Below are 15,129 nucleotides of genomic sequence, written 5' to 3' on the forward strand. Positions count from 1 at the left end.
GTCAGACCCGTTCAGCGACGCGCGCTGCCGGGGCGGGGGACGGGAACAGGCGTGGCCGCAGCCACAGGGACAGGTACACCAGCGCCACGAGCGCCGGGACCTCGATCAGGGGGCCGACGATGCCGGCGAGGGCCTGGCCTGAAGTCGCCCCGAACGTGCCGACCGCGACCGCGATCGCCAGCTCGAAGTTGTTCCCCGCGGCCGTGAACGCCAGCGTCGCCGTCCGCTCGTAAGCGAGGCCGATCGCCCGCCCGGTGAAGAACGCGACGAGGAACGTGACGGCGAAGTACAGCAGCAGGGGCAGGGCGATGCGGACGACATCGAGGGGCCGGTCAACGACCTGCTGGCCTTGCAGGGCGAACAGCATCACGATCGTGAACAGCAGCCCGTAGAGGGCGAAGGGGCCGATCTTCGGCAGGAACCGTGTCTCGTACCAGGTGCGCCCCTTGGTCGCTTCCCCGATGCGGCGAGATAGGTACCCGGCGAGGAGGGGGATGCCGAGGAACACCAGGACGCTGAGGGTGATCGACCACATGCTGAACGACGCGCTCGTTGTGGGGAGTCCGAGCCAGGCGGGGAGGACCTGGAGGTAGAACCAGCCGAGGCCGGCGAACGCGACGACCTGGAACACCGAGTTCAGGGCCACGAGGAACGCAGCAGCTCCTCGGTCGCCACAGGCGAGGTCGTTCCAGATCAGCACCATGGCGATGCACCGGGCGAGCCCCACGATGATCAGCCCCGTGCGGTACTCCGGTAGATCGGGCAGGAACACCCACGCGAGGGCGAACATCAGCGCCGGTCCGACGACCCAGTTCATCGCTAGCGACGACACCAGGAGGCGCCGGTCACCGGAAACGGCGCGTGCGTCGGAGTACCGCACCTTCGCCAGCACCGGGTACATCATCACCAGCAACCCGACCGCGATCGGGACGCTCACCTGCCCCACCTGGAACGAGTGCAGCAGCTCACCGAACGCCGGGACGAACACCGCCAGCAGCAGCCCCGCAGCCATGGCGGCGAGAATCCACACGGGGAGGAAGCGGTCAGCGGTCCCGAGCCGGGCAGGTGCGGTGGTGGTGGTCGTCATGCAGCTCCGTAGATCGATGAGTGTCGATGCGTTGAGCCTGCCCCAACCCATCGACGACTGTCAATCTGTGTGGAAGAGTGTTCACATGCCCGTTGCCGAACTCCTGCCCCTCACGGACGTGACCGCGTGCTGCGCACCGCTGGCCCGGGAGGCGATGGACGCCGAGAACGCCGAGAAGCTGGCCCGCAGCCTGAAAGCCATTGCGGACCCGGCCCGGCTCCGGCTTATCTCGATGGTCGCCGCGCACGAGGGCGCCGAGGCGTGCGTCTGCGACCTCACCGAACCTCTCGGGCTCAGCCAGCCGACCGTGTCGCACCACTTGAAGGTCCTCGTCGATGCCGGCATTCTTACCCGCGACAAGCGCGGCATCTGGGCGTACTACGCCCTCGTCCCCGGGGCTCTCGACTCCCTCGGAAAGCTCCTCGTCACCGCATAGGTCTTTACCCCCTACGCGTCCGGTAGTCGATGGCCTATCGGACGCCTCTCCGCATGGGCAGCGAACCGTCAAGCCCTGGCTGTCGCAAGGCTGACGGTGGTCCTGGCCTTCGCTTCGCGATCACTGAGACGTGGTTGCCCGACGAGCGAACTGATGCCCGGCACACCGCTGATTCGATTGCCTACATCGAAGGAGAGCGACAGTCGTTGGAAAACGACGCTATGGCTCGAACCCCTGAGAACGTGGTCGTCTACGGGCGATTCGAAAGGAGTTCCCCGTCTGTCGCCTCCTGGACGTTCTCAGGGATAGACGGAATGGACGCCGCCAGATCAGTCGAGGAAGCCGTGCAGCTACTTGACGAAAACGGCTACGAGATCGTCAGCGTCACAGAGAGCGGAAGTCCGAGCGACGCTGGTGCCTGGTCGAACATGTATATTTTCGGTCGCTGGCTGAAGTGATAACTCATGCGCTGACGGGCACGACGCCCCCCCGCTGCACACTCGTGCGGTGAGGGGTGGGGGCGTCGCGTCCGGTGGATGCCCCGCTAGTGAGACGCAGTTACGGGGTCCAGCCATCATCAGGAGTGCGCATCCGCTGCGCGCTTTCACTCGCCGTCGCGATACCCAGGTTTGCGTGCTTGGCGTGGAAATCTAGCCACCGCTTTTCCATGGCGGGGTCGAGGAGCGAGCTGCCTATCTGGACGGCTGTTCCGCCGCGTCGAATGTTGATCTTGTCCCAGCCTCCTTCCGACTCGGCGAACCGGTAGGTCAGCTGGTTCCATGTGGGGTCGAGGTAGACAACACTTGCACTTTCCCGATCAGCAATACCCGCACCGCTGATGTCGCTAGGAACAGGGCCTTCCGATTTGAAGCGGTCTGCTCGGTAGGCCATCCGTTTGCTGTCCACGGTGGCCCTCATGGCCTCTTTGGCGTCGGACTTCGGCGTGCTGCTATTGATGGCCGTTCTGTAGCTGAAGTCGGCCTTGCTTCCGTCGACGCGCGAAATCCAGATGCCGATGGCGTCACTAGACACATTGAACATGTCACCGTCGCTGGTCTTGCCGATGTAGAAGTGATCAATTCCTGCGCCAGTTTTCTCAACGCCCTCAGGGTGCCGGTCAACAAGCTCGCGGAGCATCTGGTCGTGAATCGGGTCGGTCACCGTGCCATACGTGGCATAACCGCTCTTCCGCAGAATATTGCGAAACGCTGCCTCCGCACCTGACTTGGAAGACCAGGAGAACGAATCAAGGATGACGGGAATTGAAACGCCCACGTCAGATTCGTCCCTTCCGGTCGGGAGACGTCTTGCAAGTTGAGCGAATGTCCATGCTCGGAATGTAGGCCGGACGATGATCGCGAGAGTTCATCGGCCGGTTGACGATCGTCCCACGGGCGTCTGGTTCGGGAGGTGCTCAGGTGTCTAGCCGAGCTAACGCGACCGTGGATCCCTGCAAGCGGATTTCTACACTCGCGATCTTCAGGCTGGGAATAGCCGTCGACGCAGACAGATCTGCGGCACGCGAGCCGGCTGCGTCCCACGTCGCGACGGTAAGCGTGGTGTTGTCCGTTTGTGTGACCACGAGCTCGTATCCGGAGTTGTCTGGCGCATCCGCGCCGTAGTCGCAGTTCCAATCGAGCCTCGTGCCCCAAGATTTCTCCTCGATCTGCAGACCGGCAGTAAGGGTGGTGGAGTCAGTTCCGGGGTCCATTGGCTGGAACGTCATCTGGGCCGTTGCTGGGCCGACGTCGTTCCTTGCGCCTACGGCGACCCCCCCGAAGACGGCGGCAGCAACAGCAGCGGCAACTGCGAGAGCCATGACTCCTCGGCGGCGGCGTTGACTCTTGCGGAAGCGGTGGGCCATCAGCGACAACGTTCCTGATGGCGCCTGAGTTTCGTCCATACCCAGAGGTGACTGGATGGCAAGGGCCTCTTCCGGCGAGATTCGGCTCAGGATGCCTGGGAGACCCGCAAGTTCCGTCACCGCTTCACGGCAGTTGGCGCAGGTACTGAGGTGCTGCTCGTATTCGCGACGTTCATCGGTAGGGAGCGCTCCGAGGACGTAGGACGCGTCCCAGTCTTGGTAACGGTCCTCGTTAGTTTGGAGATCGCGATGCTCAGTCATCGTGTGACGCCCCTTTCTTGGAGGGCTAGCCTCAGCCCGCGTAACCCGTAATGGAGCCGCGATTTCGCGGTTCCTTCTGGGATGCCGAGCCGTCTCGAAATTTCAGGAATGCTCTGACCAGCGAAGTACGCATAGACGACGATTTGACGGTGGTGGTCGGAGAGCGACGCCAGCGCGTCCGCAACCATGATGCTGTCCAGGACCGCATCAGTGCGATCGAGAGCAGCGCCTTCTACCTCGCCAGGGGCTGCCACTTCTCGTCGACTCCGGGCAGATCGTGCGTCGTCGATGACGAGGCGCCGAGCGACGGTGAACAGCCACGCTTGAGCAGCATCCTCGTCGAGCTCCAGCACCTTAGGACGCTGCCATGCTCTCAGCATCGTCTCTTGAACGATGTCCTCGGTCAGTGCCGCGTTCCGAGTGAGGCTGTGTGTGTAACGGCGAAGCGCCCCGCCGTGGCACTCGAACAATGTCGACAAGAGCTCATCACTGGCTCGGGTCATGACCTTCACCGCCTCGCGCCAGTGAAGTCCGGCTGGTGCCTGATCCAGGACAGCCTCTTGTCGTGCCTGTATCGAGCGCACCGAGAAACGCCGATGCGCACCAATGATCGAACCTCATGCCATCGACCAGGCCAGGACATGGGTTCACCGTCTGAGCGGAAGCAGTCGACGTATTCGCACCCACTGTCTCTGCTTTCATGTCGATGAGCACTGCCTTGTGGCTCCTTTGCTCGGGTGGGGTCGTGGAGCTGCGAGGGCCTGCAACCCGGAGAGTTCCGTCCGGCAGGCACGCGCGCGATCAGGAGGCTGGGGTTGCTGCGCCCTCAGTGGCTGCTTCCATGTTGATCGTGCCGTCCGGCTGGAGGACGTACCAGGCATCCTTCACGCCCTGTCCGTTGACCTGTCCCGGCTCGGTGTCCTTCGCGAACCGGTACACCGGCCAGCCGTCGACGGTCAGCTGGGTTGTCCCGTCCGTGCGGGTGAGGGAACCGATCTTGCCCGTGATGCCGTCTGGAGAGGACGTGTCGGAGGCTTCAACTGCCGGCCAGGTCATGGCGCATTCGTCGTAGCAGTTGCTGGTGCCCGAGTCCTGCTTGTCCATCTTGAACGTGTAAATCGTGTACCCGGCGTCGTCGGTGATGATTTCGCCCAAGGGAGACGTCGCGGTGCCGAGGACTGCCGCTGCCGCGGTGGTCTCGGCGGGGGCCGGCTCGGTGGAGTCGGTCGTCGTGGATGATTCGGCAGATGTGGCGCACCCGGAGAGAGCGGCCGCGGCCAAAACGGCCATCGTGAGGGTGATGGTCATTCGCTTGTGCATGATTCCTCCTGCTGGTACGCCGGCCCAGGTAGCCCGCTCACTACGAACACGATGCAGCTCATCCAGGAGTTCATCCGGGGCCGAAAAAGTTTGGCGGTCGCAGGCAGCCGTCCTCACTCTTGGCGAAACGGGTGGCAGACGCGAGTGACAACCCTGCGCCGAGGGCACCGCTGTCACACATCATCACTCTGGGCCACTGCTCGCAGCTGCGGCGTACACGTCCTGCTGGACGACGTGACTCTCCATGTTCACGGCGTGATCTGGTCTCGAAACATCCCCCGGGACCGGATTACGGCGATCTCAGACGTCGGCCAGGTCGAGTACAAGGACGCCCGCGGCTACGGCATGACGGTCCAGATCATGTGGCTGATGCGTGCAGTCGACGATGACGAGCGCTTCGTTCTCGGTCGTCTGCAACGTCCCTGGTGCGAGGCGATCGCGAAGCTGCGCGACTGGGCTGACGTCAAGGGTGCTCCCTGAAGCTGTTCCGATGAGCCATCGCTTACCGAACCGGCGGGCTAGTCCGCTACTTCCAGCGTCGACGCCAACGCTCGGCGCGCGTCGCGAAAGCGAGCATTGCGAGACCCAAGCCATATCCGAGCGCTATCCAGCCCCAGCCCGGGAGAGCAATGATCCTTCCTGAGGACCATTACGCGACGCCATCGGGGCCACTCGTCGCCCACCGGTACGAGCTGTAGGCGATGAATGAAGCGCCGGCAACGTAGAAGGCGATGACCGCCCGACCTGCAGGTCTACGTGTGGGCTTGGGCATGATTCCGAACCTAGAGCGAACGTGCCTTGCCGGTCTGCCCGGTAGCCGATGGTTCGGCGAGACGTTGGCTGAAGCATGGGCGCCTTGCCCAACTTCCACGGCTCAGGCGGCTTGACGGTCGCCAGTGTCGCCGGGCTGGTCCTGTCAGCCGAGTGTGATGGCGACGAGGCCACCGATGCCGACCACGTAGAGCACGAGCACGACGAACGAGTCCACGCCCATGCCCGCGATGCGTCGTCGCGGCCGGAAGAGCAGGCCGACGGCGTAGACGAGCGTGAGGAGCGCGGCGAGGGCGGTCAGGTAGACGTCGCTGGTGTTCGACTGTGGCAGGATCGCCTGCCCGGAGATGACCGTGGCGACCAAGAAGAGCACGGGCAGGAAGGCGTTGCCGCCGAAGATGTCGCTCATGGCCAGGTTGTCGTCGCCCTGCTTGACGGCCTGCAACCCGGTCGAGATCTCGGGCAGGCTCGTCGCCAGGGCCAGGACCGTCGCGCCGAACAGCACACCCGACAACCCGATCTGCGACGCGGCCGCATCGCCCGCGCGTTCCAGCACGACGCCGGCGACGAGCGTGGCCAGGGCCGACAGGCCGAAGACGACCGCGGCCTTCTTCGTGCTCATGGTCGTCGGCGACGGGTTCGAGCGCGTCCGGTGTCCGCTCGGTCGCGGCGTCGACGTGTCAGGTGCCGCTCCGGCCTCGTGCCACGGCAGGCCCTTGCCGGCACGCTGGACGAGGAACAGGCCCACGAGCCAGATGACGGCGATGAGGACGACGTCCGGCGTCAGGCGCGCCACTGTGAGCGAGGACGGCAGCTGGGTTCCGGCGATGACGACGGCGAGGACCGCCACCACGACCAGTGCCTCAAGCAGCAGCCCTAGGGAGGCCGCGCGATAGGTGAGGGGTTGGACCCCCTTGCCGCGTTTCCCGAGGGCGTCGAGCACGACGAGGACGACCGTCTGAAGGGCGATGCCGCCGAGGATGTTGCCCGCGGCCACCTCGAGCGAGCCCGAGACGGCGGCGCTGACCGTGATGGCGATCTCGGGCAGGTTGGTCGCCACCGCGAGGACGATGAGTCCGCCGAGCGCGCTGCCGAGGTGGAGTCGGGAGTCGAGGACGTCGGTCGTTTTCGACAGCTGGATGCCGGCGACCCAGATGACGGCGGCGCCGGCGACGAAGATGGCGGCCAACAGCCAGAGGGGAAGGGTGTCCATGCGTGCTATGCAACTCCTCGGGGTGCGCCTCTTGACGCGGGGCGATCGTCGAGACGGATGCCGGCGGCCCCCCGGGCGGTCCAGGCGCCTTGCACTCGTCGCTGACGGGGTCCACGCCCGCCTGGACGGCCTCACGTCCCTGTCTGTCGTGCTGGGCGCCATCGGGGTCCTCGCCGGCTTCCCGCTCGCGGACCCCATCATCGGCCTGCTCATCGCAGCCTCGATCATGGTCCTGCTCTGGGGGACGGTGAAATCCATCGGCCGACGGCTGATGGACGGCATCTACCCCGACCTCCACAAGCGAGCCGAGCACGCCCTGGAACACGCCGAGGGGCGTGCGGGGCGTCCGTGATCTTCGTCTCCGGTGGATCGGGCACCGTCTCACCGGCTCCGCAACCATCAAGGTCGACGCCGAAGACCTCCTGACGGCGTCCGAGACCGCCGACCAAGCCGAGGCGCATCTGCGCGCTGCGCTCGGCAACCCCGACGCTTTCACCCTTACACCGGTACCACTGGTGCCGGCTCAGAGGGTCTGATCAGCCGTACGCGGCACGATACCTCCGGGGGGTATCTCTTTTCGATTCTGATCCTGAAAGAACGACCATGAACCGCACCGCCACCATCTTCATCAGCGCAACTGCGACCATTGCTGCCCTCGCCCTCGCGGGGTGCGCCGAGGCGTCGTCGTCCGCAGGCGACACGTCGCCCGCGTCGTCGTCCCAGGCTGCTGCCTTCAACGATCAAGACGTCGTGTTCACCCAGATGATGCTCCCGCACCACACCCAGGCCGTCGAGATGAGCGACATGCTCCTCGCGAAAGACGGTATCGACGGGGACGTGACTGCCCTTGCCGAGACGATCAAGGCCGAGCAGGCCCCGGAGATCGATCAGCTCACGACATGGCTCAAGGCGCGGGGGCAGGACACTGAGGCGTCCATGGATCACTCCATGGACGGCATGATGAGCGACTCCGACATGGACGCCCTCGAGGATGCTGACGGAACCGACGCGGCGCGGCTGTTCCTGGAACAGATGACGGCACACCACGAGGGGGCTGTCGAGATGGCGCAGACCGAGATCGATGGTGGGCAGAACCCGGCCGCGGTCCAGCTGGCGACAGCGATCGTCGCCTCACAGACCGATCAGATCGCGACGATGAAAGACCTTCTCGCCTCAACCGACTAGATCCACCACGCCCGGTTGAGTGAGGCCACTACGTGCGTGCCCACTTGGCCCCACGGCCGAAGTCGAGCACCTGAAGGCTTGGCACAGCCTCAGGGCGTGGCTGCTCGGCCTCCGATGAGAGCAGTGTCGCGCCACACCCCGGCGCCACGCCCTCCGGGAGGATCGTCGCCGACTTCGGCCGCAACATCGTGGGCTGGACCCGCTGCCGGACGACCGGTGTCCGCGGGGAGACCGTCACCCTCCGGCACGCGGAGGTCATCGAACGTGGAGAGCTGAGCACACGCCCGCTCCGCTCCGCCGAGGCGACCGACCGCTTCGTCCTGTCGGGCGAGGAGGACCTCGTCGAACCGACGTTCACCTTCCACGGGTTCCGCTACGTCGAGGTGACGGGGTGGCCCGGGGGGATCGACGAGCTGATCGGCGGAGGCCTGACCGCGCTGAGCGTCAGCTCTGACCTGCGGCGGACCGGCACGTTCTCCTGCTCGGAACCGCTGCTGGACCGGCTGCACGAGAACGTCGTCGCGAGCACGGTCGGGAACTTCCTCGACCTCCCCACGGACTGCCCTCAGCGGGACGAGCGGCTCGGATGGACGGGGGACATCGCCGTGTTCGCGCCGACGAGCACCTTCCTCTTCGACGCCTCCGACTTCCTCCGCGACTGGCTGCGCGACGTGACGCTGGAGCAGGAGCACCAGGGCGGAGTCGTCCCCTACGTCGTCCCGGATGTGCTCGAGTACGTCGGCGCCCCCGGCGACCTCCTGCCGGTGGATTCCACGGCCGTCTGGAGCGACGCGATCGTCTGTGGGCCGTGGGCCGTGGGCCGTGGGCGGTGTGGACGGCCTCAGGCGATGCCGCGGTCCTGCGCGGGAATTTCCCGGCGATGCTGTCCCACCTGCGTCACGTCGAGGGGCTCCTCTCTCCTGGAGGCCTGTGGGATCGCGGCTTCCAGTTCGGAGACTGGCTCGACCCGGACGCCCCCCCGGATGACCCCGCCGCGGCGAAGGCCGATCGGACCCTCGTCGCGACGGCGTGCCTCCACCGGTCCGCCAAGCTGACCGCCGAGACCGCGCGCATCCTCGGACGCTCGAGCGAGATGGCCGAGATCGAGCGACTCCGGGACGCCACGAGGGAGGCCTTCCGCACCGCCTTCGTGGACGACGAGGCGCAGCGGCCCCGGAACCACTGCGAGACGGCCTACGCCCTCGCCCTCGCCTTCGATCTCCTCGACCCCGATGAGATCGGCTGGGCGGGATCGCGGCTCGCGGAGCTCGTGGAGGCGAACGGTCATCGCATCGCGACCGGCTTCGCCGGGACTCCCTGCATCCTCGAAGCCCCGAGTCGGAGCGGGCAGCTCGCGACAGCCGGCCGACTCCTCCTGCAGACCGAGTGCCCGTCGTGGCTGTACCCCGTCACGATGGGGGCGACGACGGTGTGGGAGCGCTGGGACTCGATGCTCCCCGACGGCAGCATCAACCCCGGCGAGATGACCTCGTTCAACCACTACGCGCTGGGAGCCGTAGCCGACTGGATGCACCGCGATCTCGCCGGCCTCGCACCGGCGGAGCCCGGATACCGTCGTGTCACCATCGCCCCCCAACCGGTCACCGGCGTGGAGTGGGCGAAGGCAGAGCTCGACAGCCCTCACGGGCGCATCGCGGTCGGCTGGAGCCGAGAGGGAGATCGGCTCCTTCTCGACGTGGCTCTTCCTCCGGGAGTGACCGCCGACGTCTCGGTGGGCGATCTCGACGTCCACGTGGCGGCGGGCGTCCATCGCCTCAGCGCGAGCCTCGACCGCACGCTGCCGAGGACGCGAACCCTCTGACACGGCGGGCGCGAGCGGACGCGCCAGGAGCTGCCGCAGCACTTCGGGCTCGCGGCTTCCCGCCGCCTCGCGGCCGGGGTCCTCGGTCCTCGTCCGAGGCGTCGCCCAGATCGGAACGGACGTCACGGCGCTCATCCGCGCCGCATGCGACCGCATCGACGAGCCCGCGCAATAGCACGAGCTTGAGATCAGGCAGCGCGAAGGGCTGTGATCCGTTCCCGGATGCGGGTGTCGAGGTCGCCGAACTCGTCGAGGACGTCCATCGCGGCGTAGGCGCGGCCGCGGACTCGTTCGGTGACCGCCTGGACCACGCCGTGTTCCTCCAGCGACTGGACGCCGCGGTAGACGCTGCGCTCGGGGAGGCCGGTCGCCTCGGCGAGCTGCTCCACGGTGAAGACCGGGAGGGCGAGGAGAGCGGGGAGGATCAGGTCGGCGGCGCTGCCTGCTCGGGGCGCGGCCTGCTCACGCCAGGCGTCTTCGTACCGGGCGAAGGTGCGGGCGGTGCCCCGCGCCTCCCGGGCTGCGGTCTCGACGCAGAGGGCGAGGTCGGTGATGATCGGCACGACGTCTCCGGACCGATAGGCCGTGAGCAGGGCGAAGTAGTGCGGCGTGTCCGCCGCCAGGGCGCTGGCCACCGGGAGCACGGTGTGTGGTGTCACCCCGCGACGGCGGAGGATCGCGCCGATGAGGGCACGGCCGATGCGGCCGTTGCCGTCGGTGAAGGGGTGGATGCTCTCGAACTGCGCGTGGGCGATCGCGGCCTGCGTGATCGGCTCGACGTCGTCGCGGTTCGCGAACGCGATGAGGTCGTCGAGGAGAGCCGGGACGTCCTCCGGAGGCGGGGGGACGTAGAGCGCGTTGCGGGGGGCGTACTGGGAGCCGCCGATCCAGTTCTGCACGTCTCGCACGGTGCCGGCGTAGCGACTCTCAGTGGGGTCGTCCCGCGTCAGTGCCTCGTGCGCGGCGAGGATCTCGTCGAGCGTGATCGCCTCGCTCGAGGCGGCGATGAGCCTCGTGATGGCGGCGCCGGCGGCGACCATCGACATGGCCGACTCGTTCTCCTTCAGGCCGCCGATCGCGCGGGCGAACGCGACGGGCGTCGCCTCGACGTGCTCGATGCGGCTCGAGGCGACCGACTCCATGCGGATGAGGAACCCGGCGAGCGGGCTGAGCACGCCGCCTGCCACTCGCTCGAGGTCGCCGGCCTCCCACCGTGCTCGGGCCAGGTCACGGTCGGGCCCGGGCGGGGGAGTGAGCATGGCGATCGTGGGCGGCAGGGACACCTCGACCTCGGCGAGCATGCGGTCTTCTCGGGTACCTCGTCGGCCGGAGCTCGCCCACGGAACCGTCGTCGTGGTGTGGGCTGGCCAGATGGGCATCGGGCCTCCCTCAGTGTCATTGACTCGCCAGATAATGACACTTATGACGCGCATGTGTCAATTGCGCTGACGTTGTTGCCACTTCCTGGCCGTCATCTCGCCTCGTTGTGGGGCTCGATGACGTTTCGCCCGTCTGGCTGGATGGAGGCATGGGGAACGAGAACAACGCGCCCGGCACGTCCGCGCAGCGCGAGTACGACCGTCGGCGCGCCAAGGACGAGGCCGCGATCCGCGACAGATGGGGACGACTCGGCGGCATCGCCGTCGCTCTGTCGGACGAGCGGCAGAGCACCACGGCGTGGAAGTCGGGCGCGAAAGGCGAGCTCGTCGTCGGGCGGAAGCTCGACGGCATCGCCTCCCCGAGCATCGCCGTGCTGCACGACCGCCGCATCCCGGGCAGCCGGGCGAACATCGACCACCTCGTCGTCACCACGGCCGGGGTGTGGGTCGTCGACGCGAAGCGCTACGTCGAGAAGCGGCCCGAGCTGCGCATCGAGGGTGGTCTGCTCCGGCCCCGTGTCGAGAAGCTGATCGTCGGCGGCGACAGGACGCGCCTCGTCGATGCGGTCCTGAACCAGGCTGGCCTCGTCACCGCTGTCGTCGGGCCGGTGCCGGTCAGAGCGGCTCTCTGCTTCGTGGACGCCGACTGGCCGATGTTCGGCGGCTCGTTCACCACGAGGGGAGTCGAGGTGCTGTGGCCCGGAAAGCTCGTGAAGCGTCTGGCTTCGGAGGACGGCCCTGTCGACGTACCTGCCGTCGCGGCGGCGATCGCCGGCCACTTCCCGCCCGCCTGAGCCGACGCCGGACGCCCGACGCCCGACGCCCGCTAGCGACGACGGCGCCCACGAACGACGAAGACCCCCGGTCTCCCGGGGGTCTTCGTCGTGTCAGCGACCGCCGCAGCGGCCGCGGCCAGCGCTAGTCGGCGTCGACGACCACCGTCGTGATGACGGGGGTGCGGCGGTGGCGACGGAGGAACCAGCGGCTGAGGCCCTCCTCGATCGCCTGCTCGGCGGCCAGGCCGTCGAGGCGGCCGCGCGCGGCGGCCTGCTCGAGGGCGGTCGCCGCGACGTCCTCGGCCTGGGTCTGCCAGCCGGCGGCCTCGACGAAGCCGCGGGGGATGAACTCGACCGGGTCGACGAGCTTCTGCGTGTTCTCGTCGAAGATGCCGAGCACCGTGATGTGGCCCTCCTCGGCGAGCGAGAGGCGGTCCTTCAGGGCGTCCTCGGTCGCGACGCCGATCGTGGCGCCGTCGACGAACACGTAGGGCGCGGGGATGCGCCCGACGATCTGCGCGCGGCCGCGGTCGAGGTCGACGACGACGCCGTCCTCGGCGACGAGCACGCGGTCGGCGGGCACGCCGGTCGCGATCGCCAGGTCGGCGTTCGCGGTGAGGTGGCGCCACTCGCCGTGCACGGGCAGCACGTTCTTCGGCTTCACGATGTTGTAGCAGTAGGTCAGCTCGCCGGCGCTGGCGTGACCGGAGACGTGCACCTTCGCGTTGCCCTTGTGCACGACCGTCGCGCCCCAGCGGATCAGGCCGTTGATGACGCCGTAGATCGCGTTCTCGTTGCCGGGGATCAGCGAGCTCGCGAGCAGGATCGTGTCGCCCTCGCCCACCTTGATGATGTGCTCGCGGTTCGCCATGCGCGACAGCGCCGCCATCGGCTCGCCCTGCGAACCGGTGCAGATCAGCACGATCTTGTTGTCGTTCATCTTGCTGAGCTGCTTGAGGTCGACGACCAGGCCCTTGGGGATGTTCAGGTAGCCGAGGTCGGACGCGATGCCCATGTTGCGCACCATCGAGCGACCGACGAAGGCGACCTTGCGGCCGTGCTTGTGGGCGGTGTCGAGCACCTGCTGGATGCGGTGCACGTGGCTCGCGAAGCTCGACACGACGATGCGCTTCGGCGCCTCGCGGAAGACGCGGTCGATCGCCGCGCCGAGGTCTTTCTCGGCCGTGGTGAAGCCGGGCACCTCGGCGTTGGTCGAGTCGGTGAGGAACAGGTCGACGCCCTCGTCGCCCAGGCGGGCGAAGTGGTTGAGGTCGGTGATGCGCTTGTCCATCGGGAACTGGTCCATCTTGAAGTCGCCGGTGTGCAGCACCAGGCCCGCGGTGGTCCGCAGCGCGACGGCGAGGCCGTCGGGGATGGAGTGGTTCACGGCGACGAACTCGAGGTCGAACGGCCCCGCCTGGTGGTGGTCGCCCGCGGCGACCTCGTGCGTCACCGGCGTGATCTTGTGCTCCTGCAGCTTCGCCGTGATGAAGGCGAGCGTGAGCTTCGAGCCGACGAGGGGGATGTCGGGACGTTCCTTGAGGAGGTAGGGGACGCCTCCGATGTGGTCCTCGTGGCCGTGCGTCAGCACGATGGCCTCGACGTCGGCGAGACGGTCGCGCAGCGCGGTGAAGTCGGGCAGGATCACGTCGATGCCGGGCTGCGTCTCCTCCGGGAAGAGGACGCCGCAGTCGACGACGACGAGCTTGCCCTTGTGCTCGAAGAGCGTCATGTTGCGGCCGACGTCGCCGAGTCCGCCGAGCGGCGTGATGCGCATGGCGCCGCGCTTCAGGGGCTGCGGCTTCTTGAGGTCGAGGGCGTGCTTGATGATGGCCATGTGTGTCTTTCGTCAGGGTGTGCGGGACGTGCCGCTCGCGCTCGTCGTGAGCCCGGACCGGCGGGTGAGACCCGGCGCGTTCTGCCGGCTGTCTCGGATGTCGTGGAGCGCATGTCGTCCCGGTCGACCGGACTCGTGGTGGTCGAGTGACGGGGAAGAACTGTGCGTGGTCAGGGCGACGAGAGTCGTCTCGCGCGCCTCGCTCTGCTCAGAGCATGTCACGACGGCCGCCGAACCGCGAACGCAGGAGGCGCGGAGCGGCCTGGGCAGGGAGGCGCGGGGGCCTGCCCAGGCCGTCCCGCGCCTCCTCAGGCGGTCGCCTCGGTCGCCTCGGTCGGCCCGGCGTCGGTCGGCTCGGAGTCGGTCGGGTCGGCTGAGCCGACGGGCGCGGCGGGTGCCGGGCGGCGACGGCGACCGCGGGGCGCGGGGGCCTCGGCGGGGAGCAGGCCGGTCAGCAGGGGCATCGACTCGAGGCGGCCGCGCTCGACGTGGGCGGCGGTGAGCAGCTCGGCGACGTCGACCTGGCCGGCGACGATCGCGTCGACGATCTCGCGGTGCTCCACCCACATCGCCGTCGTGTCGCGCTGCGGCGTGAGGCGGAACAGCCAGCGCACGCGACCGCTCATCAGCTTCGTCACTCGCCGCAGGAGGGCGTGGTCGGCGAGGGCGATGATCTCCTCGTGCAGGTCGGAGTTGCGGGTCGACGGCGGGGCGGCGTCGGCGGACGTCGCATCCACGGGGTGCGCGGCCCCCTGCGCCGACCGCAGCGCCGCGAGCATCGGCTCGACGTCGGCCCCGGCGGCGGCCCGACGCGCGGCGAAGGCGGAGGCCATCGGCTCGAGCTGGCGGCGCAGGTCGAAGACCTCGGCAGCGTCGGTGACCGTCAGCACGTGGACGACCGCCCCGCGCCTCGGCTGGGTCGTGATGAACCCCTCCGACTCGAGGATCGGCAGGGCCTCGCGCACGGGGATGCGCGACACCTGCAGGCGCTCGGCGATCTCGCGCTCGTTGAGCTTCGACCCCATCGCCAGCTCGCCCGTGATGATCTGCTCACGCAGGGCGTGGGCGATGCGGGCGGGGGTCGGCTCGGGGCTCATGGGGACCATCCTGACAGGTCGTCCGATGTCGCCGTTGGAATGCCAAGCGACCACCCTGCGGTCTGAAGCGGCCCCAAAGTG

The 15,129-nt window shown here is 67.8% G+C and carries 16 protein-coding genes and 1 pseudogene; 8 read left to right on the forward strand and 9 right to left on the reverse strand.

Annotated elements, in window-relative coordinates; all coding sequences use genetic code 11:
* Position 1 precedes the first annotated feature (1 nt).
* On the reverse strand, positions 2-1,087 hold the full coding sequence (gene arsB, locus EDF38_RS14915; protein WP_123356739.1) for an ACR3 family arsenite efflux transporter: 1,086 nt from the start codon (positions 1,085-1,087) through the stop codon (positions 2-4).
* An 85-nt stretch (positions 1,088-1,172) separates the two neighbouring features.
* Between arsB and EDF38_RS14920 the strand changes: the two genes are divergently transcribed.
* Together EDF38_RS14920 and EDF38_RS15755 are read left to right on the forward strand one after the other, a co-directional pair.
* Positions 1,173-1,523, forward strand: a complete 351-nt coding sequence (locus tag EDF38_RS14920; protein WP_123356741.1) for a metalloregulator ArsR/SmtB family transcription factor — start codon at positions 1,173-1,175, stop codon at positions 1,521-1,523.
* A gap of 134 nt (positions 1,524-1,657) precedes the next feature.
* Complete coding sequence (locus EDF38_RS15755; RefSeq protein ID WP_148061515.1) at positions 1,658-1,981, forward strand: hypothetical protein; 324 nt, start codon at positions 1,658-1,660, stop codon at positions 1,979-1,981.
* A 100-nt stretch (positions 1,982-2,081) separates the two neighbouring features.
* Here EDF38_RS15755 and EDF38_RS14925 read toward each other — a convergent pair whose 3' ends face one another.
* From EDF38_RS14925 to EDF38_RS14940, 4 genes are all read right to left on the reverse strand, one after another.
* Positions 2,082-2,798, reverse strand: a complete 717-nt coding sequence (locus EDF38_RS14925) for a DCL family protein (RefSeq protein WP_158613395.1) — start codon at positions 2,796-2,798, stop codon at positions 2,082-2,084.
* Between the two features lie 139 nt (positions 2,799-2,937).
* The gene (locus tag EDF38_RS14930; RefSeq protein ID WP_123356745.1) at positions 2,938-3,648 is read right to left on the reverse strand and encodes a zf-HC2 domain-containing protein; all 711 of its coding nucleotides are present in this window, start codon (positions 3,646-3,648) and stop codon (positions 2,938-2,940) included.
* Entirely contained in the window at positions 3,645-4,151 is a 507-nt protein-coding gene (locus tag EDF38_RS14935) for a sigma-70 family RNA polymerase sigma factor (protein ID WP_123357065.1), read from the reverse strand. Before EDF38_RS14935 ends, EDF38_RS14930 begins: the two co-directional genes overlap by 4 nt.
* A 298-nt stretch (positions 4,152-4,449) precedes the next feature.
* The gene (locus tag EDF38_RS14940) at positions 4,450-4,956 is read right to left on the reverse strand and encodes a hypothetical protein (protein WP_158613396.1); all 507 of its coding nucleotides are present in this window, start codon (positions 4,954-4,956) and stop codon (positions 4,450-4,452) included.
* A 267-nt stretch (positions 4,957-5,223) separates the two neighbouring features.
* On the opposite strand from EDF38_RS14940, the gene EDF38_RS14945 reads away from it, so the two are divergent.
* On the forward strand, positions 5,224-5,448 hold the full coding sequence (locus EDF38_RS14945; protein WP_123356749.1) for a hypothetical protein: 225 nt from the start codon (positions 5,224-5,226) through the stop codon (positions 5,446-5,448).
* 436 nt (positions 5,449-5,884) lie between these two features.
* Here the strand turns inward: EDF38_RS14945 and EDF38_RS14950 are convergent, their stop codons facing one another.
* Complete coding sequence (locus EDF38_RS14950; protein WP_123356751.1) at positions 5,885-6,952, reverse strand: sodium:calcium antiporter; 1,068 nt, start codon at positions 6,950-6,952, stop codon at positions 5,885-5,887.
* A gap of 7 nt (positions 6,953-6,959) precedes the next feature.
* On the opposite strand from EDF38_RS14950, the gene EDF38_RS16265 reads away from it, so the two are divergent.
* The 4 genes and pseudogenes from EDF38_RS16265 (at position 6,960) to EDF38_RS16320 (ending at position 9,959) form a co-directional block, all read left to right on the forward strand.
* On the forward strand, positions 6,960-7,304 hold the full coding sequence (locus tag EDF38_RS16265; RefSeq protein WP_233572485.1) for a cation transporter: 345 nt from the start codon (positions 6,960-6,962) through the stop codon (positions 7,302-7,304).
* Positions 7,305-7,555: 251 nt separating this feature from the next.
* Entirely contained in the window at positions 7,556-8,137 is a 582-nt protein-coding gene (locus tag EDF38_RS14960; RefSeq protein WP_123356753.1) for a DUF305 domain-containing protein, read from the forward strand.
* 188 nt (positions 8,138-8,325) lie between these two features.
* Positions 8,326-8,883, forward strand: a pseudogene (locus EDF38_RS16315) (family 78 glycoside hydrolase catalytic domain); the annotation flags it as partial.
* Positions 8,884-9,017: 134 nt separating this feature from the next.
* Positions 9,018-9,959 (forward strand): alpha-L-rhamnosidase C-terminal domain-containing protein, encoded by a 942-nt coding sequence (locus EDF38_RS16320; protein WP_255409880.1) that lies wholly within the window; start codon positions 9,018-9,020, stop codon positions 9,957-9,959.
* 188 nt (positions 9,960-10,147) lie between these two features.
* On the opposite strand, the gene EDF38_RS14970 is transcribed toward EDF38_RS16320, so the two are convergent.
* Complete coding sequence (locus EDF38_RS14970; protein ID WP_233572486.1) at positions 10,148-11,260, reverse strand: Fic family protein; 1,113 nt, start codon at positions 11,258-11,260, stop codon at positions 10,148-10,150.
* Between the two features lie 227 nt (positions 11,261-11,487).
* Here EDF38_RS14970 and EDF38_RS14975 point away from each other — a divergent pair, with 227 nt between their 5' ends.
* Positions 11,488-12,132, forward strand: a complete 645-nt coding sequence (locus EDF38_RS14975) for a nuclease-related domain-containing protein (RefSeq protein WP_123356757.1) — start codon at positions 11,488-11,490, stop codon at positions 12,130-12,132.
* A gap of 124 nt (positions 12,133-12,256) precedes the next feature.
* On the opposite strand, the gene EDF38_RS14980 is transcribed toward EDF38_RS14975, so the two are convergent.
* Positions 12,257-13,951, reverse strand: a complete 1,695-nt coding sequence (locus tag EDF38_RS14980) for a ribonuclease J (protein WP_123356759.1) — start codon at positions 13,949-13,951, stop codon at positions 12,257-12,259.
* Positions 13,952-14,259: 308 nt separating this feature from the next.
* Entirely contained in the window at positions 14,260-15,048 is a 789-nt protein-coding gene (locus EDF38_RS14985; RefSeq protein ID WP_158613397.1) for a GntR family transcriptional regulator, read from the reverse strand.
* Between the last annotated feature and the right edge of the window lie 81 nt (positions 15,049-15,129).

The organism is Frigoribacterium sp. PhB160 (genome assembly GCF_003751785.1).
Lineage (GTDB): Bacteria > Actinomycetota > Actinomycetes > Actinomycetales > Microbacteriaceae > Frigoribacterium.